Annotated in this window: 24 protein-coding genes and 1 pseudogene; 12 read left to right on the top strand and 13 right to left on the bottom strand. The window is 54.7% G+C overall.

Translation table 11 applies throughout. The features are described from left to right. Window positions 1–5: 5 nt before the first annotated feature. From B1722_RS15525 to B1722_RS15505, 5 genes are all read right to left on the bottom strand, one after another. Entirely contained in the window at window positions 6–218 is a 213-nt protein-coding gene (locus tag B1722_RS15525) for a tail protein X (protein ID WP_086793280.1), read from the bottom strand. Then, window positions 218–688: a head completion/stabilization protein gene (locus tag B1722_RS15520; RefSeq protein ID WP_086793278.1), complete on the bottom strand. Its 471-nt coding sequence runs from the start codon at window positions 686–688 to the stop codon at window positions 218–220. The genes B1722_RS15525 and B1722_RS15520 overlap by 1 nt, the downstream gene beginning before the upstream one ends. A 104-nt stretch (window positions 689–792) precedes the next feature. Next, window positions 793–1,491 (bottom strand): terminase endonuclease subunit, encoded by a 699-nt coding sequence (locus tag B1722_RS15515; RefSeq protein WP_086793276.1) that lies wholly within the window; start codon window positions 1,489–1,491, stop codon window positions 793–795. A 10-nt stretch (window positions 1,492–1,501) separates the two neighbouring features. Continuing rightward, complete coding sequence (locus B1722_RS15510; protein WP_086793274.1) at window positions 1,502–2,509, bottom strand: phage major capsid protein, P2 family; 1,008 nt, start codon at window positions 2,507–2,509, stop codon at window positions 1,502–1,504. A gap of 44 nt (window positions 2,510–2,553) precedes the next feature. Further along, window positions 2,554–3,384, bottom strand: coding sequence for a GPO family capsid scaffolding protein (locus B1722_RS15505; protein WP_086793272.1), 831 nt, complete (start codon window positions 3,382–3,384; stop codon window positions 2,554–2,556). Between the two features lie 169 nt (window positions 3,385–3,553). Between B1722_RS15505 and B1722_RS15500 the strand changes: the two genes are divergently transcribed. The 3 genes from B1722_RS15500 to B1722_RS15490 all read left to right on the top strand — a co-directional run bounded on the left by B1722_RS15500 (window position 3,554) and on the right by B1722_RS15490 (window position 7,266). After that, complete coding sequence (locus B1722_RS15500) at window positions 3,554–5,311, top strand: terminase ATPase subunit family protein (protein ID WP_086793270.1); 1,758 nt, start codon at window positions 3,554–3,556, stop codon at window positions 5,309–5,311. Continuing rightward, complete coding sequence (locus tag B1722_RS15495; RefSeq protein WP_140396023.1) at window positions 5,311–6,333, top strand: phage portal protein; 1,023 nt, start codon at window positions 5,311–5,313, stop codon at window positions 6,331–6,333. The genes B1722_RS15500 and B1722_RS15495 overlap by 1 nt, the downstream gene beginning before the upstream one ends. A gap of 93 nt (window positions 6,334–6,426) precedes the next feature. After that, the gene (locus B1722_RS15490; RefSeq protein WP_086793268.1) at window positions 6,427–7,266 is read left to right on the top strand and encodes a hypothetical protein; all 840 of its coding nucleotides are present in this window, start codon (window positions 6,427–6,429) and stop codon (window positions 7,264–7,266) included. A gap of 182 nt (window positions 7,267–7,448) precedes the next feature. On the opposite strand, the gene B1722_RS15485 is transcribed toward B1722_RS15490, so the two are convergent. Further along, complete coding sequence (locus tag B1722_RS15485; protein WP_086793266.1) at window positions 7,449–8,174, bottom strand: hypothetical protein; 726 nt, start codon at window positions 8,172–8,174, stop codon at window positions 7,449–7,451. A gap of 1,182 nt (window positions 8,175–9,356) precedes the next feature. On the opposite strand from B1722_RS15485, the gene B1722_RS15480 reads away from it, so the two are divergent. The 4 genes from B1722_RS15480 to B1722_RS15465 all read left to right on the top strand — a co-directional run bounded on the left by B1722_RS15480 (window position 9,357) and on the right by B1722_RS15465 (window position 13,134). Beyond that, on the top strand, window positions 9,357–10,016 hold the full coding sequence (locus B1722_RS15480) for a hypothetical protein (protein WP_086793264.1): 660 nt from the start codon (window positions 9,357–9,359) through the stop codon (window positions 10,014–10,016). Between the two features lie 172 nt (window positions 10,017–10,188). Further along, the gene (locus tag B1722_RS15475; protein WP_086793255.1) at window positions 10,189–11,001 is read left to right on the top strand and encodes a DUF3825 domain-containing protein; all 813 of its coding nucleotides are present in this window, start codon (window positions 10,189–10,191) and stop codon (window positions 10,999–11,001) included. Between the two features lie 194 nt (window positions 11,002–11,195). Further along, the gene (locus B1722_RS15470) at window positions 11,196–12,002 is read left to right on the top strand and encodes a hypothetical protein (protein WP_086793253.1); all 807 of its coding nucleotides are present in this window, start codon (window positions 11,196–11,198) and stop codon (window positions 12,000–12,002) included. A 139-nt stretch (window positions 12,003–12,141) separates the two neighbouring features. Continuing rightward, a complete protein-coding gene (locus tag B1722_RS15465) occupies window positions 12,142–13,134 on the top strand; it encodes a DUF4062 domain-containing protein (RefSeq protein ID WP_086793251.1) in 993 nt (330 codons plus the stop codon). A gap of 259 nt (window positions 13,135–13,393) precedes the next feature. Here B1722_RS15465 and B1722_RS15460 read toward each other — a convergent pair whose 3' ends face one another. Next, window positions 13,394–15,487, bottom strand: coding sequence for a DUF262 domain-containing protein (locus B1722_RS15460; RefSeq protein WP_086793249.1), 2,094 nt, complete (start codon window positions 15,485–15,487; stop codon window positions 13,394–13,396). A gap of 673 nt (window positions 15,488–16,160) precedes the next feature. On the opposite strand from B1722_RS15460, the gene B1722_RS15455 reads away from it, so the two are divergent. The 5 genes and pseudogenes from B1722_RS15455 (at window position 16,161) to B1722_RS15440 (ending at window position 20,133) form a co-directional block, all read left to right on the top strand. Beyond that, window positions 16,161–16,523 (top strand): DUF6124 family protein, encoded by a 363-nt coding sequence (locus B1722_RS15455; RefSeq protein ID WP_086793247.1) that lies wholly within the window; start codon window positions 16,161–16,163, stop codon window positions 16,521–16,523. A 441-nt stretch (window positions 16,524–16,964) separates the two neighbouring features. Next, window positions 16,965–18,041, top strand: a pseudogene (locus B1722_RS30135) (methyl-accepting chemotaxis protein); the annotation flags it as partial. Then, window positions 18,027–18,899, top strand: a complete 873-nt coding sequence (locus B1722_RS30130) for a methyl-accepting chemotaxis protein (RefSeq protein ID WP_371851378.1) — start codon at window positions 18,027–18,029, stop codon at window positions 18,897–18,899. The pseudogene B1722_RS30135 and the gene B1722_RS30130, both read left to right, overlap by 15 nt. Window positions 18,900–19,035: 136 nt before the next feature. Continuing rightward, window positions 19,036–19,815, top strand: a complete 780-nt coding sequence (locus tag B1722_RS15445) for an EAL domain-containing protein (protein WP_041065948.1) — start codon at window positions 19,036–19,038, stop codon at window positions 19,813–19,815. Between the two features lie 102 nt (window positions 19,816–19,917). Beyond that, complete coding sequence (locus tag B1722_RS15440) at window positions 19,918–20,133, top strand: hypothetical protein (protein WP_041065950.1); 216 nt, start codon at window positions 19,918–19,920, stop codon at window positions 20,131–20,133. A 136-nt stretch (window positions 20,134–20,269) separates the two neighbouring features. On the opposite strand, the gene B1722_RS15435 is transcribed toward B1722_RS15440, so the two are convergent. The 6 genes from B1722_RS15435 to B1722_RS15410 all read right to left on the bottom strand — a co-directional run bounded on the left by B1722_RS15435 (window position 20,270) and on the right by B1722_RS15410 (window position 25,566). Then, complete coding sequence (locus B1722_RS15435; RefSeq protein ID WP_041066325.1) at window positions 20,270–21,055, bottom strand: transporter substrate-binding domain-containing protein; 786 nt, start codon at window positions 21,053–21,055, stop codon at window positions 20,270–20,272. A gap of 58 nt (window positions 21,056–21,113) precedes the next feature. Continuing rightward, window positions 21,114–21,983, bottom strand: coding sequence for a copper homeostasis membrane protein CopD (gene copD / locus B1722_RS15430; protein WP_086793243.1), 870 nt, complete (start codon window positions 21,981–21,983; stop codon window positions 21,114–21,116). Window positions 21,984–21,986: 3 nt separating this feature from the next. Next, entirely contained in the window at window positions 21,987–22,361 is a 375-nt protein-coding gene (copC, locus tag B1722_RS15425) for a copper homeostasis periplasmic binding protein CopC (protein WP_086793242.1), read from the bottom strand. A gap of 32 nt (window positions 22,362–22,393) precedes the next feature. Then, the gene (locus B1722_RS15420) at window positions 22,394–23,260 is read right to left on the bottom strand and encodes a copper resistance protein B (protein WP_086793393.1); all 867 of its coding nucleotides are present in this window, start codon (window positions 23,258–23,260) and stop codon (window positions 22,394–22,396) included. Between the two features lie 11 nt (window positions 23,261–23,271). Then, window positions 23,272–24,993: a copper resistance system multicopper oxidase gene (locus B1722_RS15415; protein ID WP_086793239.1), complete on the bottom strand. Its 1,722-nt coding sequence runs from the start codon at window positions 24,991–24,993 to the stop codon at window positions 23,272–23,274. A gap of 102 nt (window positions 24,994–25,095) precedes the next feature. Beyond that, window positions 25,096–25,566, bottom strand: a complete 471-nt coding sequence (locus B1722_RS15410) for a hypothetical protein (RefSeq protein WP_041065962.1) — start codon at window positions 25,564–25,566, stop codon at window positions 25,096–25,098. Window positions 25,567–25,629: the final 63 nt, after the last annotated feature.

The raw sequence follows: 25,629 nt of genomic DNA, 5'->3' as shown, positions 1-25,629 counted from the left end.
GCGCTTCAGTCCCATAGGTTCACCATCTGCCGTTGCGGGGCGGCGGCTTGGGCTTCTGGCATTTGCACCAAGAGGCCCTGCGGTAAGGTCGGGCCGTGGTCGGCGAGTCCGGGGTTGGCTTCGAGTACTGCTTCGGTCACACCGGCGGTGCGGCCGTAGTGACGCCAGCACAGGGAATCGACGGTGTCGCTCTGCTGGGCACGGATGCTGACGGCCATCAGATCAACTCCACGGTGGTGCGGCCGAGGCCGAGGAAGTCGCGCACGGCCCAGCGCTGGTCGCGGCGCAGTTCGTCGATGCTTGGGGTCAGTTCGTCGGCGTTCTGGTTGCCGCTGTTGGTGCTGTCATAGGAGCGGTAGCGCTCGCAAATTTCCGCGCCGGTCGCGGCGTAGATCGCCCGCTGATAGAGGTGAACGAGTTCGGACTTATCCTCGATTTGCTCGGCCGGTACGTCCGCAAGAGTGGGGTAGCCTTCGGCCTGTTTGGCGCGGCGCCATGCGGCGAACTCGCGGTTCACGCTGATGGCGGCGGCGATGGTCGCGGTTTCCAGACGGATCGGCGTGACGCTGGAGTCGATGCGCAAAGTGCCGCGCACGTCGTCGAGGTCGATCGACGGCCAGAAGGGGTCGGTGTTGATGTGGCCACTGGACGCCGGAGTACTGCTGCCGCCCGCTACGAATCCGCTCATGAATCTGCGCTCTGTTGTAGGTCGCCGGTGGTCGGGGCTTCACGTTCAGGAGGAGCGGCCTGGCCGATCCGCCCCGAGCCGGCGGGGTGCGTGGGGACGCTCGGTTAGCTGCCAGCGGCAGCGAGTTTGTTGAGCAGGCGTTCGGCCCGCTCCAGATCCTTTTTGCCACCACAGGCGTCGTGCAAATCAATGGCTTTTTTCAGCAAATCGATACCTGCTTGCACTTGACCAGGTTGGCCGGGTTTTTCGTCGGTGATGCCTTCCAGCGTTGCGCGGCCCATGGCGAGGAACAGCTTGGCGCGTGCCTGGTCCGGCATGTCTTCGGCGTCGGTCAGCTCAGCGGTGCGGTGCAGGATGGCCAGGTCGAACGGTTCGCCGACTTTCTGCGCCTTGAACGCGGCGGTCGCGACTTCTTCTGCTACCAGGCAGCCCAACGTGCGGGCGAAGCGATCTGGCATGACCATCTTGTGTTGCAGCACGTACTGGGCGATGTCGAGGCCGCCGGTGAAGTCGCCGGCATCGAAGCGCCAGACCATGATGGTGGTCAGCACTTCGTCTTGGGCGCCTTGGCCGGCGTCCAGCACGCCTTGCACGTATGGGATGTATTCGGGCAGCAGCTGACGCTTGAGTTCCGCTTTGCCTTGGTTCGATTGCACCTGTTTCAGGCGCAGGCGGTCTTGCAGCAGTTGGTTGAGCTGATGTTCGTAAGCCGTGGCGCCGGCCATGGTTTGAGTAGGTTCCACGGCTGCCGCCTCCTTGGCGGCAGTGACGCGTTGAAAATGACGACGGCAAGGATTGGTCATGGTCGCCGCCTCAAGCCAGGGTGATGTTTTCGGCCATGGCTGCACAGCCAAGGTCTTCGATCACATAACTTTCGTTAACCGATTCGAAGTTCTCGATGCGGTCACGCTTGGCGTTGTCCACGACTGTGCGGCGGCGGGTGCCTTCCTGCCAGTAGATCGACAGGTTATCGAGGCGAGTGACCAGCAGGCCGTTGGGCGGGAAGTGCGGCACGCGCACGGCCGGCAGATTGCCCAGACGTTTTTGGCTGGTGACGATGTCGGCAGCCAGCATCTCAGTCGGTGCCTGCGTCTTGTTGATGATCGGAAAGTACTTGTCTGCCAAGAGCTGACGGCCGCAGATGACCACCAGATCAGTGTCTTCTTGATACCAGGGATCGATGAACTCGTTGACCATGCTGACAACGAGGGCGTCGATGTTTTCGAAGTCCTTGCCGGCGCCGATCTCGATCTTGCCGCTGCCAGCTGCTACCTCGGCCATGACGCGGGCTTCGTTTTCGGTGCGCATTTTTTGCAACCAGCCGATGTTCACGTCCTGCAACAGCGGGTTGGTGGCCGGGTTCGACGTGGCGGCACGGCTGGTACCGTTCCAGCCGATCATGATCCGGTTGAGCGCCTGGGCTTTGATGATCGCGTCACGGATACGCGCCTGGAAATCTTTGAACTTCGCCCACTGATCCAGCTTTTGGTAACGCAAACCGGTGTCGAAGTTGGTTTGCGTGCAGGTGTACCCGCGATTGTCCAGGCTGCTCGGGTCACGGGGTTCGCGATCCTTCACGGTGGTGTCGGTGGTGCTGGCAATGGTGCCGTCGATACCGATGCCGATCTTCTCGCCGGACTGCTCGGACACGCCGTAGATGTTGATCGAGCTGAGGAACGAACTAGATTCCTGAATGCGGGTTTCCAGCGTCTGGGCAACGCTCGGCGCGGCGGTGAATTTGGTAGTGACATCGCTCACACCGTGCAACTGGGCCAGCTGTTGCAGGTAAGCGTTGAACAGAACTCGTGTGTCGTTACGCATGTTGGTCGTCCTTCGTTATTCGGGGCTGTGGCGGGGGCTGACTGTCAGCAGTCGGTCACGACCGAGTTATCGCCACCGGTTACCGGAGGGCGGGTCTTTTGGTTGTGGTCTTGGGTGGTGGAGAGCTTGCCCTTCAACTCGGTGAAGTCCTTGCTCAGTTGATCAAGCTTGGTGCTCAGACCTGCGGAGAATTTCTTCTCGGCGGCGAGTTGGTCGGGCAAATCTTTGACGTGCACGGCCACGGCTTCGACGGCCTCACTGATCTGCGAGAACTCGGCGTCATCCTTGGCCTGTTTGCCGCCCAGCAGGGCTTGCACCTTGCTGAAAAGCTGGGCGCCGAGGCTTGGTTTGTCCTCGATTTCCTCGAAGGTCAGCTCGGTCTCCAGCGCTTCGGTGAACATGGAGGTTGCGGAGTAGTGGCGATCCTTGAACGGGCTGGCGTCGGGTTTCTGTGCTGAGAACGCCAGGACGTCGGTACCGAGGCTGGCTGGTGAGTCGGTGACCGCCAGACCGACGATGTAGGCCTCGCCGGTGTCGGCGAAACTGTCGTCAATTTCGATGGACGTGTAGATCTTCTGTTTCGCCTTGTTCATGGCGATCAGGTCGGCGGTCGGCTCGACCTGCGCGAGCAGGGCCAGTTTTTTCTGGCCGTTCACGTCCACTTCTTCGGTTTTCACGGCCAGCACATCGCCGTAGGCCTTGAACGGGCTGTCAGGCAGCAGGCTGCGGAAATGCTCCAGCCAAATGCGGGCGCCGTATGTGGCGGGGTTGAAGTTCTTCGCGGCTTGCTCCAGCCAGCTGCGTTTGATGGTGCGCTTGTCCGAGGTAGCGCCCTCGACGGCGACGCGGAACCAGTTGCTGCGAAATTTCTTCATGCCGGGAATCCTCATTGCTTGGGGCGCCTGCTGTTGGCTGAGCAGTGCGTTGCGATGAGGGGCATGGTCGTGACGCGCGCGAGTTGCGGCAACGAGGCGGGACTGTAAGGACGGGGGTTACAAGGAGCGGTGCTATTGAGTCGCGGTCGCGGACGGCAGCATCGCGGCCATGACTACGACCGCACTGCTGCCCATCGATCCCCGCCGCCAATCCAAGTTTCTCTACTGGATGGGTTGGCGCATCTGCGAGATTGCCGAGGCTACGGGCGAAAAGGAAAAAACGCTACACAGCTGGAAGGCCCGCGACGAGTGGGACCGGGCCGACAACGTCGAGCGCATTGGCGGGGCGTTGGAAGCGCGGCTGGTGCAGCTGATCCTCAAGGACAACAAGAGCGGCGGCGACTTCAAAGAGATCGACCTGTTGCACCGGCAGTTGGAGCGGCAGGCTCGCATTCAGCGCTTTCAAGGGGGAGGTACCGAAACCGACCTTAACCCGAACCTTGCCAAGCGCAACGCCGAGCCGAAGAAAAAGGCCGTCAAAAACGAGATTGATGAAGACCAGATTGAGCTGCTGCGCGAAGCGTTCATCGATGGCTGTTTTGACTATCAGAAAGACTGGTACCGGGCCGGCAATCAGCGCACCCGCGTCATCCTCAAGAGCCGGCAGATTGGCGCGACTTACTACTTCGCCCGTGAGGCGTTAATCGATGCGCTGGACACTGGGCGCAACCAGATCTTCCTGTCGGCTTCGAAGAACCAGGCCTACCTGTTCCGGGGCTACATTCAGGCGTTTTGCCGCGAGGTGATCGGCGTCGAGCTGACTGGTGACCCCATCGTGTTGCCCAACGGAGCCGAGCTGTTTTTCCTCGGTACCAACGCACGTACAGCCCAGGGCTATCACGGCAATTTCTACTTCGACGAATTCTTCTGGACGTTCAAGTTCGAGGAGCTGAATAAGGTCGCCTCGGGCATGGCTATGCACAAGAAGTGGCGCAAGACCTACTTTTCCACGCCGTCGAGCATGGCCCACGAGGCGTACACCTTCTGGACGGGCGAACGCTTCAACAAAGGCAAGCCCGCTTCGCAGCATACGAAGGTTGACGTGTCCCACGGTGCGCTCCAGCAGGGCCGGTTCTGTGAGGATCGGTTGTGGCGGCAGATCGTCACGATTCTGGATGCGGAGCGGGGCGGTTGTGACCTGTTCGATATCGAGGAACTGCGCCGCGAATACAGCCCCGAGGCGTTCGCCAACCTGCTGATGTGTGAATTCGTCGACGACGGCGCGAGCATCTTTCCGCTGACCATTTTGCAGTCGTGCATGGTGGACAGCTGGGTCGAGTGGGCCGAGGACTACAAGCCCTTCGCCATGCGCCCGTTCGGCGACCGCCAAGTGTGGATTGGCTACGACCCGGCGGAGACGGGCGACTGTTCCGGTATGGTCGTGGTCGCGCCGCCCTTGGTACCGGGTGGAAAGTTTCGCGTCCTCGAACGCCACCAATTCCGGGGCATGGACTTCGCCGCGCAGGCCGCATTCATCAAGAGCGTTTGCGACCGTTACTGGGTGACCTACATCGGCATCGACGTGACAGGACTGGGCAGCGGTGTGGCGCAGCTGGTGCGCCAGTTCTTCCCGGCGGTGACCACCTTCAGCTATTCGCCCGAAGTCAAAACCCGCCTGGTGCTGAAGGCCTACGACGTGATCCACAAGGGCCGACTCGAATTCGACGCAGGCTGGACCGACATGGCCCAGTCGCTGATGGCGATTCGCAAGACCGTCACCGCTGGCGGGCGCCAGTACACCTACACCGCCGGCCGCAACGACAACACCGGCCACGCCGACCTAGCTTGGGCGCTCTTTCACGCATTGCATCACGAACCGCTTGAGGGGCAGACCACTGCCAATACCGGGCGTATGGAGATTTACTGATGACCGAACAACTCGCCAGCCAGACATTGCCCGCAACGACACCTGCCACTGGCACGGGAACTCAGGTTTTTTCCTTCGGCGAGCCGACGCCGGTGCTGGGCGGTCGCGAGGTTTTCGATTACCTGGAGTGTTGGTTCAACGGGCGGTGGTATGAGCCGCCGCTGTCACTGGACGGGCTGGCCCGGTCGGTGGGGGCGAGCGTGCATCTGCAATCGGGGCTGATGTTCAAACGCAACCTGTTGAGCAAGACGTTTATTCCGCATCCGCTGTTGTCGCGGGCTTCGTTTGAGCAGTTTGCGTTGGACTTCCTGTGTCTGGGCAATGGCTATCTGGAGGGGCGTCGCTCTCGGTTGGGCGGGGTACGCAAATTGGAAACACCGTTGGCCAAGTATATGCGCGCCGGGCCGGACGGGCAGTTTTACCAGGTGCGGGGGTGGAAGGATGAACACGCGTTTGAGCCGGACAGCATTTTTCATTTGCGTGAGGCGGATCTGCATCAGGAGATTTACGGTCTGCCCGAGTGGATCAGCGCGTTGCAGTCGGCGCTTTTGAACGAGTCGGCGACGTTGTTTCGGCGCAAGTACTACGAGAACGGAAGCCATGCCGGGTTCATCTTGTACATGACAGATGCGGCGCAGACTGAGGCTGACATTGACGCGTTGCGCAAGGCACTGAAGGAATCGAAGGGGCCAGGCAATTTCAAAAACTTGTTCGTTTACTCGCCGACCGGCAAGAAGGATGGGATTCAACTGATCCCCGTCAGCGAGGTCGCGGCGAAGGATGAATTCAACTCGATCAAGAATCAGACGCGGGATGACGTGTTGGCAAGTCTGCGGATTCCACCGCAGTTGATGGGCATTGTCCCGCAGAACGCGGGTGGGTTTGGGTCAATTCGGGAGGCAGCGCAGATATACGCGGCCAATGAACTAGAACCGATCCAGACGCGAATGACCCAGCTGAACGACTGGCTGGGCGAGGAGGTTATGAGATTTAAATCTTACGAGATCGGTGCGGAGGCCTAGCCACCTTTTCTCGACCGCATGAGTATGAAAAATGTGCCTATATTTTTCCTTTGAGTAATAATGCGAATAAGAATTTAACGAAGGAGTGTTTGTATGGGATTCCCCGCAATAATTGGATTTTTATTTGGAGGCTTTACCGTTTTTTTTGCGTTTCTAGCCGTATTTGCTTTTTCGCCAGAAATATCTCAGTTGATAAGTCCGATTGTTGTTACTGTTCTAAAAGACGTGGGTGGTCCTGTAGCAGCCGGCTTCGGCGGTGCAATGGCAGGTGCTGGTTGTTCCTACTTTTTCCAGAAAAAAACTGAAAAGGCTAATGAAGTTAAAGCGGATTTTAGTGCCGTTCATAGGACGGTTATTCACCTAACTTCACAGTTGAATGATTTGTTTTCGATAAAAAAATACAATATCTATCCTGTTCGTGATAGCAAGATTAGATTTTTAGAAATTACCAAAATTCCTAGTAATCCAGGGGTCACCGATCGAATTGATCCACGCATTATAGATATAGCATTATCGATGAATGATACGGTGACCATCGATACGATCTACCTTGCGCAGGCTCGATATAGAGCTTGCTTTGAGAATTTTTCAAATCGTAATGGTTCCTTAGATGAGTACCGGGCGACATTGAAGGCTTCGAATTTAGGGAAAGCGGGTGCACATACACTTTGTCAACTTGGTGAGACCGTCGGTGAGGGGCAAATAATTGCACTGTATACTATGACCGAACAAATGATAGAGGTCGTTGACGAAGCTTTACAAAGTTTGACAGAGTCTTTGGAGCTTGTTTCGGGTATCTTGGAAAAGAAACATAAAGGTACGGGTGCGCTAACACTAAAAATGAACACATCTAAAGGGGCTGAGTATCTTGAAAAAATGCCTTCTCCATATTTTGATGCCGAAAGCCTCAGAGCTTATCTAAGAGCGTGTTAGTAGATCCTATCTTTTCAACAATGGATGAAATCAAGTTTTTACCTTGATTCGGCCATTACCCACGCTGAGATTGACCTTGAACCACTCAAAGGTCTCTGTTTCCTCGCCTTGATGCAACGACATCTGTTCAGCACGCCCTTTGGGTGTGGCTGAACAAGCCATTCCCTAGCCGCGTTGAGCGTTCAGCGTAGACCCGCTGGCGCCGGCTTCGTCACAAAGCCTTTTCCGGCGCAGGTCAGGCAGTCGTCACGCGCGTCAAAGCGATCAAGGCAGGTATGGCACATACAAAAGGCCGCCGACTCGATATGAGGTCTCACCTTTTGCAAAGCGCGCAGATTACGTTCCTCATACGCCACCTGCGCGGCATCAATAAACGCGCGGTAAGTGTCGGCGTCGGAAAGGGGGCGGTGGGTGATACCGGCGATCATTCGTTCGGTCTCGACCAGTTGATACCGACGACCATTCATCTCCAATACCAAGCCTGAAATTTTCCCAACTCTCCGGGAGAGTCCCAAAGTCAGCCTCACGCCCTCTACGTCGGAGTAGACCTTCCCGTCGTAGGCGAAGGAAGCGCCACGAGGTTCGTCATTCGCAAAGTTGAATATCGAGCGGCTGATGGTGCCCAGCAACATTCCGTTGTCGATCTGCACAACGTCATATGTCGAAGCCCCGCGGTAATGACCTGGCGAGTTCTGCAACTCCTCGACGGCGTGCCAATAAGCCGCGTCGGCCAATTCGTTCATGTCGAACTGCTCAAGAAGATCAATCAGCCCTTCTGTGTGCAGCGCCGCAGCCATTTCATGAAGGGTTTCACGGTGACCTTCGGGGTTTTGCATGCGGAAGTCTTGGTCGTCGAGAGCGGCGCGCCAAAGCTGGATTCTGAATGCCTTGGCTTGGTTGAAGTTCATCAGGTTTAATCGCTATACAAATACTGGATTTTTGTACAGTAATCGAGCTGCTAAGGGGCCGCGAGCGCTAGGCGACGAACTGCTGATCAGGATGGGGAATTGGTGTGCCACAAAGTGCCCGGACAGGGAGTTTGTACTTGGCGCGCGCCGTCGTCCCCCCACCTCGCCTGCGGGCTAAATAGGTCTTTTTTTCCGCAGTCCTGCACTTGGCCAAGCGCCCCCACAGCCGGGCGCTGTAGCAGTGACGTCGAAGGTGAAAAAGCCTGCGGATCCCTGCGAAGGGTGGGTGTCTGACAGGGCTGATCTGGCGAAGCGGAAGGCAGGTAGATAAAACCATTCGGTGCGTCTTTTTCAGGAACGCCATCGGAAAAAAGTAATGTGGTAATTCGAATATCGGAACACCGGTGAAAGCCCCGGATTCATTGGCTTTGCTGGCTTACTTCAGAAAGTAATTTTGAGTAATGAAAAAGGTAATGTTGCTGTAAGTGGTTGATTTATAAGGGATGCAAAAAAACAAATATTACTTCCTTAAAAGGTAATTACCTTACTTCTACATTACTCAAAAATTACTTCATGCCAATCCTTTGCAGCCCAGTAAAATCAAGGCTCTCAGCCAGATTGACCGTTCGGCTTACCAAAATTACCTTTTTCCGATGCCTTCCCGAAAAAAGAACATTACCTATCGGGCGGCAGAGCCGATCGCCTCGCCACTCACTCTTGCAGATGACGAAGAGACACTCGTGCGCAGATCGTTTCGCCCGCGACGGAAACGCTTGTAGGAAGTGCCTGGGATTGGAGCGACAGGCGAGCGTACCGACGATGCGAGAAGAACGCCGCTTTACGCTCGGGGAGAAAAAGAGAGTGGGGTGGTACGAAAATGGTACGCGCGTTTCTTGATGAGGCTGGAGGCCAGAGGTTTAGTGGTCTACAGGATTAGCCGTGCCAATCCATCATCGGGGCGACGGAGAAGCGGCGGGAGAGTGGGGCGGGTGTGGCGGAGATAGGGGACATTGGGGATACGAAATCGGTGTGGCTGGGAGGTTGGGGAGTTTATCAGGAATGACCGGTCGAGCTCAGTGATATCCGGCGGAAATACAACCTCATCAAGTGTGGGATTAAGCAAGACAGCCTTGATATGGACTGATAGCATCGGGCTATCAATAAAAGTGAGGAAGGGATCCCATGCTGAAAAAAATCGCATCATCTGTTCTCGTCGCCGCCGCCATGCTTGCCTTCGCTCAGGGGGCTTTCGCTGAAGAAAAGCTGTTCAAGAACTACGTCTACCAAACCCCACTCGCAAAATTCACCGAAGCGGCCGGTTACTACGACTGCTCCGAAGACGTCGGCGGAACCGCGAGGTGCATCGACGATGTGGATTTCCTGGAAGAGAAATTTACCGTCGCGTTAATCTTTTCCGGTGACAAGCTGATGATGGTTTCACTGATCAGCCCCTTCGATCAGAACCTCTATGTCAAAGCCATCGCGGGGCTTTCCAAATCATTCACGCTGGTTTCCCTTAACGATGAAAAATCCATCCTGGATATGTTCGATACCGCGAGAAAGTCGAGAAGCACTGAAGAGCTGACGACGAAGATTTCGAATTTTGAACAGGTTGGTCTGGCGTCTGGGAATTTGACTTACACCTTTCTCGAAGGGCTGAGCGCTAAAGGGCAAACCAATGCTGTTAGTGCGTTGGCTGCTGCACCGGAGAATATTCGTTCCGCTGAGTTGGTGATGGCGGGGCAAGGTGCGAATTCGGGGATGATAATTCGGTTTACGTTTCCGCGGTTAGAGGCGAATAAGATTTTGGCTGCGACTAAGAAGCCTGTTGAAGATTTTTGATAAGTTAAAATTAAGTGAAACAGATTTTTTTGATTTCTGGGTGGTAAATAAATTTGTTCCATTTTTCTTCGTCGTAGATGGCTTTTTTGGGCTGGTACGGGCACTCATAATTCAGAGCTCTGAAAATACGTATTAACTAAACGATAGAGTACTTACAGTACAAGGAGCTTTCATGATTGCTTTGGAAAAACTTCAGGAAGATATTGGTAGTAGCTACACAAATCAGCTTACTAAACGGCTGCATAAATTTGCATACATTCCACCCAAGGTGCTACAAGATCTTGCTGGGCAGGCACTTAGCGAGAAGTGGGGAAGAGACTTTCATGTGCTTGAGAAGTATCTTGCTGTTCATATCGCGTGGAGCATTGAACAAGGGAAAGTAACGTTTTCTGACGATCAGTTTTATGTTTCTGCAGGGAACCTACAGACAAGATATGGAACCCCTCTTTATTTGGTATTTATACGAGGAGATGTAGGTAGGTCTCCTTGGAAGCTTATAAAGGCAGGATCGCAGATCAACGCTCCATCTCTTCCAGCGCCGCCAGAAATAACAAGTGGACCAGAAATCCCCAAGGGTGTTGAAATTGTCATGCAACATGACCATATGCTTAAAGATAATGAAGATCGCGTTAGCTTCTTAAAAGATGCTCCACCTGTTGCACAAATGTGCGCAATATCCGGAGCTATTCAATGGTCATTGAATAGAGGTCTGCAACTGCCGTATTGGTACTACGGTGGTATGAATTATCTAGTACCATTGTATCTGAAGGATCGTGAGAACATTACAAATTCTCCGGATTTAGTAGCACCCATACAAATCACGAATGACCAGCTTTTGGTTCGTACAGTACTAGAACCACACATGCCTTATGCAAACTCAAGGGTTTCGGTGAGACGCCACGATCAGCTACCTCCGTGGATGATCGACACATGGAATGCTCATGCCGATGCAATGGCGGCAGAAGACGAGTCAGAGATTGGATAGCAACATGTTGAAATCGTCCGCTTCGCTCACCGGGACGGGTTAAAGCCCGTTCTTTTACAAAAAAAAGGGAAAAAAGCGGACGGATTTATTTGTTTAGGTTTCTAGATGGTAAATAAGTCCCTCCCCAATTTCGATTGATATCCAGTTCTAGGTTGGATGTTAGGAGTTTTTCATATGTACTGGGAGCATAAATAATGTCTGAAGTAAAAATTGAGAAGCGATTCTGTGCATTCATAGATGTTTTAGGTTTCAAAAATATTGTCAAAGAAAATGGCGACGCTAACGAAGCTTGCAGTCAAGTGGTCAGCGCGTTAAAAGCGGGGCTATCTAAATTAGAGCAGCCGAAAAAATTAGGGTTAATTGATGTTAAAAGTTTTTCTGATAATGTTTTAGTTTCTTTGAAATATGGGCTAGGTCGGAATTTTGTAGCTCCAATATTTGAGTTCATTTGCAAGTATCAAATTGAATTGATTCGTCACGGCTATCTTGTTCGTGGTGGTCTAACGTTAGGCGGCTTATATATCGATGAGCATACAATTTATGGCGAGGCACTGATAGAGGCTGTTGAAATCGAGAGTAGTAAGGCAATTAATCCCGTAGTGATGCTTTCACAGGATGTGTTTGATTTTGCAAAAAAAAATGATCATTTGGATGTTGTAAGTGCGGTATTCAATGGGCGGCTTTGTCGGAGCTATGTTTTTGAGTATGAAGGTAGGTATTTTGTAAATTATCTTCGCGCAGCATTTGTTTCAGATAATGATCCTGATGTGGTGGGGATATTTCCTACAAAACTGGATGCGCAGTTAATGGAGTGTCACAGGGATATGATTGTATCGAATATGAAGATGTATTCGACGAATTCTAAGGTTTTTGAAAAATATCTTTTTCTCGCCGCCTATCATAACAAATTTTGCGATGGGTGCGTTGGTGTGCCTTATTATGAAGAGTCCTTGAAAGTTCCATTGCTTGGTCGTGAGATAAGTTTTGTAGAGGGTTTTTAAACCGTAGCAACACATAGCGGAGCAAAAAACGGGATGCGAGTTTTTTTGGATTTCTAATTGCTAAATAAATCCGTTCCCAGCTTCTGCCAAATTTTTATTCTCTTGTTTCGGTACGGATTTAAGTGAGGGGAAAGCGTCGATGGATAAACGTTATCAGGTTTTTGTAAGTTCTACGTACTTAGACTTGAAAGAGGAGCGTCAGAAAGTCAATCAGACACTCATGGAGATGGATTGTATTCCTGCAGGAATGGAGCTTTTTCCGGCTACGGATGAGGAACAGTGGGAATTTATCAAAAAAATCATTGATGATTGTGATTATTACCTTTTGATAATAGGAGGCCGTTATGGTTCCTTGGGGCCTGAGGGGATAAGTTACACAGAGCAAGAATTTGATTATGCGGTCGAAAAAGGAATTCGAGTTGTGGCACTTATACATGGGGCCCCTGGTACACTAGCAGTAGATAAGACGGATAGAAGTGATGGGGCGAGGCATAAACTTGACGTGTTTCGTAAAAAAGTAGCGGAAGGAAGGCTCATTAAATACTGGCAGGCTGCAGATGAATTGCCAGGACTTGTTTCGCTAAGTTTGGCAAAGACAATTAAAGCATTTCCAGCTGTAGGTTGGATTCGGGCAACAGACGGCTCCAGTGAGGATCTGTTGAGAGAGATAAATGAGCTTCGCAAGGAGAATATTAAACTAAAGCAGCTGCAAGAAAGTGCTGAGCCATTAAGTGATGCTATGTTCGATATTTCTGATTTGGCTGATCTTGAAGATGAGTTTACTGTTAGAGGTTGGACATTCAATGGTCATGATCAGGATGCATGGGAAGTAAATGTGTCTTGGAATAAAATATTCTACTGTATTTCTCCTTCTCTTGAAGCCGGGCTGGAGCAAACTCTCGTAAGTTCGACGCTTCTAAGTATGTTTGTGTCGGAAGGATCGGTTTCTGAAGGCATAAATTCTTCGGTGTTTTTGGATGATATTTATACTATAGCGATCCAGCTAAAGGCTTTGGGGTTGTTAGTGACTGAGGTTGGTATAATCGGGAATAGGGTGTGGCGTCTTACTTCCAAAGGGGAAAGGCTTATGATTGAGTCACGCGTGGTTCGGAAGAGGCGCTCGAGTATTTGATTTGCTGATATTTCAGTTATGAAAATAAGGTGGTCAATAGTTGAAAAAATTGTATAGGTCGTAGTGGTTGATTTTTGTCATCTTTTGAGTATCAAGTTTTCTGCGCAATTTAAAAATGCGAATTTATTTTCTGATTTTTGGCGATGAATAAGTTATATCCCTGTTATTCGCTTCTAAAATTTTTCAAAAAGTCTACAGTAATGCCTTGCGTTATACGAAGGCCGAGATCAGGTCATCCGGCCTTCATTTTTTGATACGCTTAAAATTCAACTTGGTCTGCGCGATCCTCTATTCGTTCATCAGGAGCAGAGGGGACAGGTATCTTCTGGTTTACCACAGAATTAATATCAGTTTTTTCATACGATAGAACGAATTTCAATCCCAGCACGTCTACCTTCTTTGAGGCGTCACCAATCTTCAGGTTCCATCTACTTTCAAGGAAATCTAATAAATAGATTCCACGCCTTAAGATCTCGACACCTGTCCACTCCTTACATGCAGAGACTTGTATCTCTGACAGGCACCCGTAGCGATATCCTACTTGATTGCTCTCTGATCCCTTTTTTTCTTCAAATGATTTATTACTTAAAGACGCATTTTTTGCATGAGATACAGGAAGCAAATTGCCTATTGAGTTTTTCAGCATATTCCTCTCTTTAATGGAATAGCCTCGTCCTGTTATAGCCTGCGTCCAATAACCGGAGCTTGCTTTCTGAGGATAGATGTGTTCAACGGTTTTATGGTCTTTGCTGTAGTGTTCTCTCATTACGTCATCTGACCATTTGAGCAACTGTCTAGTCGTTTTTGAGGCTTTGCGTAGGTGTTGCTCATATTCGAACATGAAGTAGCGAAGCTGCTTCCAACTGTAGTATCCACTATTGAGGTTTTTTCCAATATTCCTAATTGAATCATGAAAATCTTTGGACTTCGAGAATTTGTCTGATGGCTCCGTTAATGCTTTCGTTAGATCTTCAATGTTAAGTTTTCCCGCGAAAACTTTCCCTGTTAATTCTGTTGTGCTAACATCGAAGTAATACGAGCGCAGCTTAGTCAAGAAGCCAAATCTTTCGATTGCACTAAGTGCAACTTCTCGTGCGGTACCACTCTCGAATATGTGCAAAACTGCGACGCAGAGTTTGAAGATGTCGCTATTACCTTGCCTATTAATCTGGCTGAGCTTCTCTTTTTCAATATCAGACCATTCACCATCAGTTGGATGAGCTGTGTGGTAGTAAGTCTTAACCAAGCTTTTAATGCTCTGCGAGTAATTAAAAACTGTTTCTATATCTAGAGGCCTCTTCTCTATGGCGAGTGGTTCGGTTGTTTCCGTTTCCGTTTCCGTTTCCGTTTCTATTTTTAGTCTTTTCGGAGTAAAGAAGTCATCGAGTAAGTAATCCTTGTAATCGTCGCCGTAGCTGAAATATCTGCGAGTGCGGGAATAACTTGTAAACTTGTCTTCAAGAAGATCGCTAAAGTAGCAAATGAAATGCGTCCTCAAAAAATCATCGTCAAGCTCACTCTTGTTGATTTTTCCAAGGTAATGATAAATTGATTTCCAGCTTTCGTTTATCGCCTTTCGTAAGTGGACGCTTTCTGATGTTTCTACGTTAAATTTAGTAGATAGGTAAATTAGCCTGTTTTTTAGAAGTTCGAGGTGTGATAAAGGTTTGCCTCTGTTGTTCATGGTTTCAAAGGTTACAAAAACATCAAGGTCTTTCTCGATATAAAATATATTGAATTGTAAGTGTTGTGTGAGAGTTGTGAATATGTATTCTAGATCATCTTTGGAAAGATCTTTTACTTTTTCTGAGAAAAAATCTTTGGCGGATTTTAAGTTTTTTGTATATATGGTCTCTTCCGCTGTTGAATGGTTGATGGAAGAGTCGCCGAATATAACTTGCTTGAGAAACTCGTGGCTAGGATTGTCTTTTTCATAGCCAAAAATATACGATCTGGAAATTCCTTTTCCCTTGATTTCGCATATGTACTTTTTCCGGATGTCAGTTTTTTCTGTATAGTTTAAAAGTTCTGAATCGTCGATTGATTCTAGTATGCACTGAAGCAGTATTATGGCAGTTGTTAATCTTTGCTGCCCATCAACTACATACATTGGGCTGTAGTGCTTTGACTCAATGATCCAGGTGTCATCTTCCCATGTTCTATAGTTTTCAGGGTTTACTGGTTCTAACGTCAATACGCCAGTGTAATGGCTTTTATCATCCGGAAGTTGTTCAATGTCATTCCAGAAATCCTTAAGATGTTTAGTTTCCCAAGAGTAGCCTCTCTGATAATCGGGAATTCGGAAGATAACTTCTGAAAAAATTTTCGACAAGGACTTTAACTCTGACTGCATTTTTCTTCCTTGGATCTAAAGGTGAGCCATACTAGAAATTTTTTAAGACACTATCCCGCAGGAATATCAGGGGAAGGCAGTGATTGCAAATTTTCGTTGCTGGGGAAAATAGGGGGGCAGATCTATTGAATCCGGAGGCAATGGCTTTGGGGGCGTGTCCGGGGATGGGGCAACTGGCTGGATCTGTGATGCGTGCAGCGGGCGTTGCCATGTTTGACTCCTTGTCGACGGATTAGCTTGCACCGACTGTATCAGTTGCTTTGGTGGTTGCTTGACGGCGACGTGTCCGGTGTCGGTCGTCAATCTAAACAACAAAATCTGAGTATGTTTAAACGAAGCTCTCTGATACGCCATCGGTCCTACACCACCTTGCGCCACCCCCTACACCTAAGACAGAATCCGCCGGCTTGTGCGTCTAGTTCGCGGGTTCTATCGTCCCTGTGTCACTGAAAACCAGTGATCGGGTTTGGTAGCCCGCTTCGTTTCTAGACTCATGGCATCACCGTGTGCAGTCCTTTCTCGGGGCTCCGATTTCATGGTGGTCATGCGTGGGGCTCATTCGTGGGCGCCGGGTTCTAGTGCGACCGGTCTACCAACCCGCGTATGGCCGCCACCTATCGTTTGGTAGCGAGGGTGATGGCTCCTTTTAGTATTCGCACTAGAGGCTCCATCCATGTTCAAACCAACACCCAACCCACCCGAATCCAACCCCGCATCCCCCTACGAATCCCTCAATTCCCGCAAACTCCACGAAGCCGCCGAGCGCGCCCTCGATCACTACCTCACCCCGGCCAGCCAGATCATGGCCAGTGGTGATCAATCCAGACCAATGTTCCTCGCCAACCCGGCCTACGACACTGAATCCCTGCTCGCCAACGCCAGTGAATCCCTGGGTTCCGCCACCACCATGCTCAACGATTTCGCCGCGTTGCTGGATGTCTCGCACCGCAAGACGCTGCTGGGCATTGCGCAGGTGGTGATGTTGGGGGAGTTGGCGGTGAATCAGGCGCTGGATAACGTCGAGCTCAAAGCGTAGACCGCTGCCCTCCGTGGCAAGCGGCGGGGTCGCGGAGGGCGCTCAGTCGATGCGCAAAACAACCGCCGAAAATCGCGGATTTCAGCCTGTTTACGCAGCAATAGCGATGTGCCACAAAAAGTGATGGCAATGCGTCATCACGCGTTCAAAAAAGTTCAACGATTATACAAAAATATAAAGTTGTACAACTTTTCCCAAAATTTATAGCATCCGTTCCAACACCTTTGCTGAAACGATAAATCCAGCGCAAACCCTGGATTTGTCCGCTGGTGCGTGCGCCGTCGGTACGGTTCTTCGCGTCAGTCTGTTGCAGCCGGGACAGTTGGAGCTGTCCGCCATTTGCTCAGGATGACGCCCCCGAATATGAGCGGTAACTCCGGTTATCAGAGATCTACTTTTTGTGCCTGACGCTGAATCGCGTCAGGGCGTTAGAGGCTGAACATGGCAGAAGCATCGAGTTTCCTGGGCAACATCAAGGTTTCCCGAAAGTTGGGGGCCGGGTTTGGCGTTCTGTTGCTGGCGGTGGGGGCGGTGGCTTTCATTGGCTATAGCAGCAGCAATGTGCTGGTGGATCGCCTGGACACCACACGTCTGATCGGCACGCTCAACGATGCGTCGCAGGATATGCGGTTGTCGGAGAAGCAGTATGAAGCGGCAGCGGATGCGGCGTTTGCCGAGGCTTATCAGTCGCGGCTGACGGTGTTGCAAGGGCTGATCGCGAAGGCCTTGCAGACCCTGACGCGGGCGGAAAACCAGCAGGCCTTGAAGCGTTTGCAGGACACCACGCTGGCTTACGATCAGCAGGTCAAGCGCCTGGTCGAGGCGGACAAGGCGACCAGCGATGCGCTGAAACCGTTGGGAGCGATGTCGGACAAGTACGCCGAGACCTTCAACAGGTTGTTCGAGAGCACCACGGCCAGTGCGCTGGCGTCAGCCGACAGTGCGCGGGTGGCGGACTTGCGCACGGTGGCGGATCTACGCAATGGCATGACGATGTTTCGTCTGATGCTGCGGCGTTATATCGCGGTGCCGAGCGAGGCCAACAAGAGGGTGCTGCTGGACACCACCGATACGTTTCTGACGGACATGGGCAAGGCGCGCAGCGGGTTGCCGGCGGCCCTGTCGAGTCAGCTTGAAGAGGCGCAGGCCGGGATCCGGCGTTATCGCGAGGTGCTGGTGGAGGTTGCCGCGCTGTTCGAGCAGAAGCAGAGCCTGCGCCAGCAGGTGGATCAACAGAGCCAGGCGATGGACAGCATCATGACCGGCCTGATGGACACCCAGCAGCGTCTGGCGCGGGACGATCAACATCGTGCGTTTATCCAGATTGCCGTGCTGACGGTGCTGGCGCTGGTGGTCGGTCTGTTGGCTGCGGTGCTGATTTCGCGGCAGATCACCGGGCCGCTGGCGCTGACGGTGGAGCTGGCGCGGCGGATTGCCAAGGGCGATCTGACGGTGCAAGCCAAATCCAGCCGCAAGGATGAGTTGGGGGATCTGCAAAACGCGATGCAGGACATGGCGCAAAGTCTGAACACGCTGGTGCAGGGGATCGGTAACGGCGTGACCCATATTTCGACGTCGGCCGAGAAGCTTTCGGCGATGAGCGAGCAGACCAGCGCCGGTGTGCGCCAGCAGAAAGTCGAGGTGGACCAGGTCGCCACGGCGATGCACGAAATGGCCTCGACGGTGCAGGAGGTCGCGCGCAACACCACCGACGCTTCCGCCGCCGCGACACTGGCCGATCAGCAGGCGCGTCACGGCAGTGCGGTGGTCAAGCAGGCGACTTTGCAGATCAGCGAGCTGTCGGTGGCGATCGAGGACTTGGGCGCGGCAATGAACGTGCTGTCCCAGGACAGTGAGCAGATCGGCAAGGTCATCGATGTGATCAAGGCTGTCGCCGAGCAGACCAACCTGTTGGCGCTGAACGCGGCGATTGAAGCGGCGCGGGCGGGGGAGCAGGGCCGTGGTTTCGCGGTGGTTGCCGATGAAGTGCGCTCGCTGGCGCAGCGCACCCAGGATTCGACCAAGGAAATCGAAGCGCTGATTGTCACCTTGCAGCAGGGCACGCAAGCGGCCTCTACACTGATGACATCCAGCCGCGAACGCACGCTGGACACCGTGGTGCTGGCGCAGAAGGCCGAGCAGGCGATCACCGAGATCAACCAGTCGATCGGTACGATCCAGCAAATGAGCCTGCAGATTTCCGCCGCCGCCGAGCAGCAAAGTGCGGTGGCCGATGAGATCAATCGCAGCATCGTCAGTGTGCGCGATGTGGCCGATCAGTCGGCCGTCGCCAGCGAAGAAAGTGCTGCTGCGACCCTTGAGCTGGCGTCGCTGGGGCAGGACCTGCAACGCATGACGGCGCATTTCCGCACCTGATGGCATTTCGCAATGAACTTGGCCGGAATTGACCGGTCAGCCTGTATAAGCGGGGGCCGCCAAGCGGCGCCACCCGGTCCGTGCAGTGATTTTTTTCTGGGCCATGGATGGTTGCAACCCGCTCTCAGGGGGCGTCATGACCAATACACCAATTTTCCCCCAGCCCAGCGGGGGGTGCCAAGGATGCCGGCAAAAAGGCGAGGCCGATATGGCGTTCTCCTTCGCGTTCCAGCCGATTGTCGATGTGCGTGATCAATCGACCTTCGCCCACGAGGCGTTGGTCCGTGGCGTGCAGGGCGAAGGGGCGCTGTCGGTGCTGCAGCAGGTCGATGACCAGAACCGCTATCGCTTCGATCAACTGTGCCGCGTGCGGGCAATCTCCACCGCCGCGCAGTTGGGCCTCACCGGTTTTCTCTCGATCAACTTCCTGCCCAACGCGGTTTATCGCCCGGACCTGTGCATTCGCAGCACGCTGGAGGCGGCGCGGGCGCATGCGTTTCCGCTCGAGCGGCTGATCTTCGAAGCGGTCGAGGGCGAGCACGTCGAAAGCAACAAGCACTTGATGAACATCTTGCGCGAATACCGCGAGTTTGGCTTCAAGACCGCCATCGATGACTTCGGTGCGGGGTATTCCGGGTTGAATCTGCTGGCGGACTTTCAACCGGATCTGATCAAACTGGACATGGCGCTGATACGCGGTATTCACCGCGACCGCGTACGTCAGGCAATTGTGCGGGGCGTGGTGGGCATGTGTACCGAACTGGGGATCGAGGTGATTGCCGAGGGCATCGAGCATCCGGAAGAGCGCGATTTTCTCGCTGATTGCGGGATTTATCTGATGCAGGGATTCTGGTTCGCCAAACCGGCTTTCGAGGCGATGGCGCAGATTCCTGCCGGGGCGTGGCGGACGGTTTGATGCGAAGCTGAACCCGTGCTGTCGATCAGCCAGGTTTCATCTTGCCGGGTGCCGCGAAGGCCTAGGATGCTTGCACAAGATCATCCCAAGGGGAGCCGTACCATGCGCGCCGATGTCGTCAAAGTGCTGTTGATCGCTGCAACTGTCTCGGTATTGAGTGCCTGTTCGGGCGCCGGTGGCTTGACCACCACCAGTTGTTTTTCTGCGGATTGTCAGTCGCCCGAAGGGCGCAGTCATGCCACGACCCTGAAGTTTGGCGGCAACAGCATTGGCAGCAGCTTGAATCAATACAGCTCCGGGATGTTGCATGATGACTGATGGATTTTGTGGCTGAGAATCAATGTGGCGAGGGAGCTTGCTCCCGCTGGGTCGCGAGGCGGCCCCTCAAAAGAAGGCCTGCTGCGCAGTCCACCGGGAGCAAGCTCCCTCGCCACAAATGTTTGTGCCTGGAAGATTACTGCGGCACCGCCAGCCACTCACCAATGACCTTCTGATAACTGCCAGTGACTTTGCTCAAATGCAGCCACTGATCGACGTACAGCTTCCAGCTGATGTCATCGCGCGGCAGCAGATACGCCTTCTCGCCATACTGCATATACTGATGCGGATTCACTGCGCACAACCCCGGTTTGAGTTTCTGCTGATACAGCGCTTCCGAGGCGTCGGTGATCATCACGTCGGCCTTGTTGTCGAGCAGTTGCTGGAAGATCGTCACGTTGTCGTGCAGGGCCAGTTGGGCCTTGGGCAGGAAGGCGTGGACGAAGGCTTCGTTGGTACCGCCGGCCGGTTCCACCAGGCGCACGTCTGGCTGGTTGATCTGCTCGATGGTCTGGTATTTGGCCTGCTCGGCGCAGCGTACCAGCGGGATCTTGCCGTCGCTGTCGAGGGTGTTGCTGAAGAAGGCTTTTTTCTGCCGTTCCAGCGTCACCGAAATGCCGCCCATGCCGATGTCGCACTTGCCGGCCTGCATGTCCGGCATCAGGGTTTTCCAGGTGGTCTGCACCCACTCGACTTTGACCCCGAGGCTGTCGGCCAGCGAGCGCGCCATGGCGATGTCGATGCCTTCAAATTCGCCGTCGGCACGCTTGAAGGTGTAGGGCTTGTAGTCGCCGGTGGTGCAGACGCGCAGTTGGCCTTGTTGCTGAATGCTGTCGAGGTGCGAAGTGGCTTCCTGGGCCTGAACACCCGCGGCCAGGGCCAGCGTGCCGCAAAGGATCATCGTGCTTTTTAGAATAGTCATGAACATCGGGCTTCTGCAGAGGACGGTGAGCCAGTGTAGTGAAAGGCCTTCGCGGGTGTCATCCCGCGTCCGGACTCAACGTGCCGAGCCACGCCACCAGCGCCACGATCAGCAGGGCCATGCCGAGTTCCAGCAGCACACTGCGCCTGAGTGCGTTCGCCGCGATGACGTGCTGTCCATCGCGTAGTGATCGCGCCAGCGCCGGCCCGAGGTGGAAGCGGTTCAGCGCGGCCAATACCAGCATCCCGGCAAACAGCACAACCTTGATCGCCAGCAACACACCGTAAGTGCCGAGCAGCACGTCATCCAGCCTCGGGCCGACGATGAACAGGTAATTCACCACGCCGCTCACCGACAGCGTCAGCACAATCGTCGCGCCGACCCATTCGAAGCGTTTCACTGCCTCAGTCAGCAGGCGAATCCGCGCTTCATCCACACGACCCCGCGCCAGCAACACCAGCGCCAGCATTCCCCCCAACCACGCACCCGCCGCCAGCAGATGCAGGATGTCGCTGAGGAAATGCCAGAACCGCAGCGAGCCCTCGTCCATGGCCCCGTGCCCACTCCACGCAAGGGAGCTGAGGACAACCGCGCCGGCCGTCGACGCGAGCCACATCCCCGGCTGAATCAGCACCACGATCAGCGCAATCATGCGCAGCGCCCACGCCAGCCCGACATCCGTTTCCAGCAGCATCATCTGCAGATGCGGCCAGAGTGCGGCGAGTTCGGTTTCGCCACTCATGGCGCTCGTCATCAGCACCAGTCCAGCCACTGACAGCAGTGCCCCGATCAATGCCAATCCACGCAGCATCGGGCCAGACCGCAGGTCGGCGTCAGCGCTGTACAGCGTAAACAACCCCACCCCGAACAACAGCAGCAAATCCACATACAACGCCAGGCGCAAAATGATGTTGATCAGTTCAGCCATCGCTCACTTCACTTTGAACGTGACGTTGCCGGTGATCGGGTGCGTGTCGGACGACACCGCGCGCCACTCGACCTGGTAGGTGCCGGCGGGCAACGGCACGAGCGGGGTGACGAGCATGGATTTCGGGTCGCTGCCAGCGCTGACTCTGGCCTTCATCGGCATCGGTGAATGGGCCATGCCGGGCATCTCGGTCATCACCAGTTTGGCGCCGGAGAACTGAGTCAGCAGGTTCTCGGAAAAGTGCAGTTCGATCTTGTCGGGAGCCGCGCCGTCGGCACCTTCGGCCGGGGTTGATGACAGCAGTTTCGGGTGAGCCTGAGCGAGGCTGCTCAGAAGCAATCCGCTGGCGAGTACAAGGGTGATATTCAACGTGCGCATGCAAGACCTCTGGGGTTGTTTTTCAATGGGATTCAGAACCACAGCCGCACACCAAGCACGAGCCGTGCTTCGCTGCGATTTCCGCCTTCTTCGCGGACGTAATCAGCGGTGTTGCCGTAGGTGCGGTGCCACGTCACGCCGAGGTACGGCGCAAATTCGCGGCGGATTTCGTAGCGCAGGCGCAGGCCGGCTTCAGTGTTCGACAGGCCGGAACCAAGGCCTCGTTGCGGGTCGTTTTTGCCGTAGACGTTGAGTTCGGCGGTGGGCTGCAGGATCAGCCGGTTGGTCAGCAGAATGTCGTAGTCGCCTTCCAACCGCAGCGCGCTTTGTCCGCCCTCACCGAGAAACGCCGTGGCCTCGGCTTCGAAGTTGTAAAGCGCCATGCCCTGCAGACCGAACGCGGCCCAGGTTTGTGCTGCGCCGGGTTTGAAGTCCTGACGCACGCCGCTGACCACGTCCCACCACGGCGAAACCGCATGACCCCACAATGCCTGGAGCTCGGCGTCCTCGGTCTTGCCGTTGCTGCGTTCGCCTTCGGAGCGCAGCCACAGGCGATCGATGTCGCCGCCGATCCAGCCGGACAGATCCCAGGCCAAAGTGCTGCCGTCATCGGCGTTTTGCCATTCGAGTTTGTCGGCGAGGAAGTAACTGTTGATCGCGCTGTCATGCACCTGATGGCCGCCGGGGCTGGCGAACACGGCGGCGCGGTCGGCGTCGGTCAGCACCGGGATCGGCGTGCGGCTTTCAGTGGGTGCGGCAGGCTGCATCATGCCGTCGTCCATGCTTTGCATCGAGTGATCCATGCCGGGCATCTGGCTGTGATCCATGCCTTGCATGTCGTTGGCGGCCATGACGGAGGCGCTGATGAACAGCACGGAGAACGCTGCAATTCGAGTCATGATCGGCCCCTTCATTCTTCCACCCGCACTTCGCGGAACATGCCCGTTTCCATGTGATAAAGCAGATGGCAGTGATAGGCCCAGCGGCCCAATGCATCGGCCGTGACCCGGTAGCTGCGACGGGTGCCGGGAGGCATGTCGATGGTGTGTTTGCGCACCTGGAAGTTGCCGTTTTCGTCTTCCAGATCGCTCCACATGCCGTGCAGGTGGATGGGGTGGGTCATCATCGTGTCGTTGACCAGCACCAGACGGATGCGCTCGCCGTACTTGAGGCGCAGCGGCTCGGCGTCGGAGAACTTGATGCCGTTGAATGACCAGGCGAACTTCTCCATGTGCCCGGTCAGGTGCAGCTCGATCGTGCGCCCGGGATCGCGGCCGTCCGGGTCGTCGAAGGTGCTGCGCAGGTCGGCGTAAGTCAGCACGCGACGGCCGTTGTTGCGCAGCCCGAGGCCGGGGTCGTCGAGTTTCGGTGTGGGGGTCATGGCTTGCATGTCCACCAGCGGATTGTCTTTTTCGCTGGCGGGGTGCGATTGCATCGGGCCCATCGCCGAGTGGTCCATGCCCGCCATGTCGCTCATGTCCATCGAGCCGTGGTCCATGCCACCCATGCCCATGCCACCCATGCCCATGTCGTCCATGGTCACCAATGGGCGCGAATCCAGCGCTGGCACCGGGGCCGTCAGACCGGCGCGGGACGCGAGGGTGGCGCGGGCGTAACCGCTGCGGTCCATGGCCTGGGCGAACAGGGTATAAGCGTCGGCGGCGGGCTCGACGATCACGTCGTAGGTTTCCGCCACCGCGATGCGCAGTTCATCGACGCTGACCGGTTTGACGTGCAAACCGTCCGCCGCGACCACGGTCATTTTCAGCCCCGGAATGCGCACGTCGAAGTAAGTCATGGCCGAGCCGTTGATCAGGCGCAGGCGCAGTTTTTCGCCGGGGCGAAACAGTCCGGTCCAATTCGAGTCAGGAGCGTGGCCGTTGATCAGGAAGGTGTAGGTGGCGCCACTGACGTCGGCGATGTCGGTGGGGTTCATCTTCATTTGCGCCCACATCGTGCGGTCGGCGACGGTGGTGCTCCAGCCTTTGTCGCTGACGTCGTCGATGAAATCGCCAACCGTGCGCTTGTGGTAGTTGTAGTAATCGGACTGCTTTTTCAGGGTCTTCATCAGGCTGGCCGGGTCTTCGTCAGTCCAGTCGCTGAGCATCACCACGTAGTCGCGGTCGTAGTGGAACGGCTCCGGTTCTTTCGCATCGATCACCAACGGCCCGTAGACCCCGGCCTGTTCCTGCAAGCCGGAGTGGCTGTGATACCAGTAAGTGCCGTGCTGCCGCACCTTGAACTGGTAGACGTATACGCCGCCGGGTTCGATGCCGTGAAAACTCAGACCCGGCACGCCGTCCATGTTGGCCGGCAGCAGGATGCCGTGCCAGTGAATCGAAGTGCTGTCCTTGAGCCGATTACGCACCCGCAGCGTCACCGTGTCGCCTTCGCGCCAGCGCAGAAGCGGACCGGGCAGGCTGCCATTGATGGTCAGCGCAGTGCGCGGGCTGCCGGTGAAGTTGACCGGGGTTTCGCCGATGAACAGCTCGAATTCGCTGCCGCTCAGTTCGTTGATCTGCCCCGGTTCGTTCAGCGCCCAGACCGGCGCGCGCCACAGACCGAGGCCGCCGAGCAGGCCGCTGGCGGCCAGGCCTTTGACGAAGGTGCGTCTTGAGGTGTTGGAAGGCATGCGCTGGAAGTCCCCGTTCGATACATGACGGGGAGGCTACCCAGCGCTGGCTTTCAGTTGGCTGAGAGGGGGATTACAGTTTTGACAGTTTGCCCGTTCCTGTTACAGGCCCAGACCTTCCTGCACCACCTGCAACAGGTTGTTCTCGGTCAGCGCAATCGCATCCAGCTCCTGCCCGGTTTCCACTGTCTGCAACCACCAATGGCTTTCATGATGTTCATCGACGGTGCGCAGCAGGTAGGTGTTGCGATCCGGCAGGGTGATCTGCACGCGGCCGGCGCCGTCCTCGGTAAACCGGGCGATGGGATCAAAGGTCAGGGTTTGCTGGTTGGCTTCGATCACCAGTTGGTCGATCGCGTAATCGTGGCTTTCGCCATCGGGTGAGCTCTCGCAAACGTGGGTTGGATTGCGGCGGATTTTCAGGCCGACTTCGGTGACGGGCTGCAGCCAGACCTCAATGCGGTGGTACAGATCGTAGACCTGCGCCGGCCAGCAATCGATCTCCAGCGCGGCATCCGCGTGGGTGTGCCGGGTTTGCTTGAGTTTGGCGGCCAGTTCGTCTGCTTTACTCATTTCGGATCCCTTGGTTTGATGTCTGCCTGTTAATCGTAGACCTTTCAACGGGGTGTGGTGTTG

Source organism: Pseudomonas sp. SCPG-7 (assembly GCF_002156405.1).
Lineage (GTDB): Bacteria > Pseudomonadota > Gammaproteobacteria > Pseudomonadales > Pseudomonadaceae > Aquipseudomonas > Aquipseudomonas parakoreensis.
This window is presented reverse-complemented; position numbering and strand designations above follow the sequence as displayed.

Bases quoted from the DNA above. Each gene is read 5' to 3' on its own strand.
- B1722_RS15525 (WP_086793280.1), bottom strand. From the start codon at position 218: ATGGCCGTCAGCATCCGTGCCCAGCAGAGCGACACCGTCGATTCCCTG.
- B1722_RS15520 (WP_086793278.1), bottom strand. From the start codon at position 688: ATGAGCGGATTCGTAGCGGGCGGCAGCAGTACTCCGGCGTCCAGTGGC.
- B1722_RS15515 (WP_086793276.1), bottom strand. From the start codon at position 1,491: ATGACCAATCCTTGCCGTCGTCATTTTCAACGCGTCACTGCCGCCAAG.
- B1722_RS15510 (WP_086793274.1), bottom strand. From the start codon at position 2,509: ATGCGTAACGACACACGAGTTCTGTTCAACGCTTACCTGCAACAGCTG.
- B1722_RS15505 (WP_086793272.1), bottom strand. From the start codon at position 3,384: ATGAAGAAATTTCGCAGCAACTGGTTCCGCGTCGCCGTCGAGGGCGCT.
- B1722_RS15500 (WP_086793270.1), top strand. From the start codon at position 3,554: ATGACTACGACCGCACTGCTGCCCATCGATCCCCGCCGCCAATCCAAG.
- B1722_RS15495 (WP_140396023.1), top strand. From the start codon at position 5,311: ATGACCGAACAACTCGCCAGCCAGACATTGCCCGCAACGACACCTGCC.
- B1722_RS15490 (WP_086793268.1), top strand. From the start codon at position 6,427: ATGGGATTCCCCGCAATAATTGGATTTTTATTTGGAGGCTTTACCGTT.
- B1722_RS15485 (WP_086793266.1), bottom strand. From the start codon at position 8,174: ATGAACTTCAACCAAGCCAAGGCATTCAGAATCCAGCTTTGGCGCGCC.
- B1722_RS15480 (WP_086793264.1), top strand. From the start codon at position 9,357: ATGCTGAAAAAAATCGCATCATCTGTTCTCGTCGCCGCCGCCATGCTT.
- B1722_RS15475 (WP_086793255.1), top strand. From the start codon at position 10,189: ATGATTGCTTTGGAAAAACTTCAGGAAGATATTGGTAGTAGCTACACA.
- B1722_RS15470 (WP_086793253.1), top strand. From the start codon at position 11,196: ATGTCTGAAGTAAAAATTGAGAAGCGATTCTGTGCATTCATAGATGTT.
- B1722_RS15465 (WP_086793251.1), top strand. From the start codon at position 12,142: ATGGATAAACGTTATCAGGTTTTTGTAAGTTCTACGTACTTAGACTTG.
- B1722_RS15460 (WP_086793249.1), bottom strand. From the start codon at position 15,487: ATGCAGTCAGAGTTAAAGTCCTTGTCGAAAATTTTTTCAGAAGTTATC.
- B1722_RS15455 (WP_086793247.1), top strand. From the start codon at position 16,161: ATGTTCAAACCAACACCCAACCCACCCGAATCCAACCCCGCATCCCCC.
- B1722_RS30130 (WP_371851378.1), top strand. From the start codon at position 18,027: ATGCAGGACATGGCGCAAAGTCTGAACACGCTGGTGCAGGGGATCGGT.
- B1722_RS15445 (WP_041065948.1), top strand. From the start codon at position 19,036: ATGACCAATACACCAATTTTCCCCCAGCCCAGCGGGGGGTGCCAAGGA.
- B1722_RS15440 (WP_041065950.1), top strand. From the start codon at position 19,918: ATGCGCGCCGATGTCGTCAAAGTGCTGTTGATCGCTGCAACTGTCTCG.
- B1722_RS15435 (WP_041066325.1), bottom strand. From the start codon at position 21,055: ATGACTATTCTAAAAAGCACGATGATCCTTTGCGGCACGCTGGCCCTG.
- copD (WP_086793243.1), bottom strand. From the start codon at position 21,983: ATGGCTGAACTGATCAACATCATTTTGCGCCTGGCGTTGTATGTGGAT.
- copC (WP_086793242.1), bottom strand. From the start codon at position 22,361: ATGCGCACGTTGAATATCACCCTTGTACTCGCCAGCGGATTGCTTCTG.
- B1722_RS15420 (WP_086793393.1), bottom strand. From the start codon at position 23,260: ATGACTCGAATTGCAGCGTTCTCCGTGCTGTTCATCAGCGCCTCCGTC.
- B1722_RS15415 (WP_086793239.1), bottom strand. From the start codon at position 24,993: ATGCCTTCCAACACCTCAAGACGCACCTTCGTCAAAGGCCTGGCCGCC.
- B1722_RS15410 (WP_041065962.1), bottom strand. From the start codon at position 25,566: ATGAGTAAAGCAGACGAACTGGCCGCCAAACTCAAGCAAACCCGGCAC.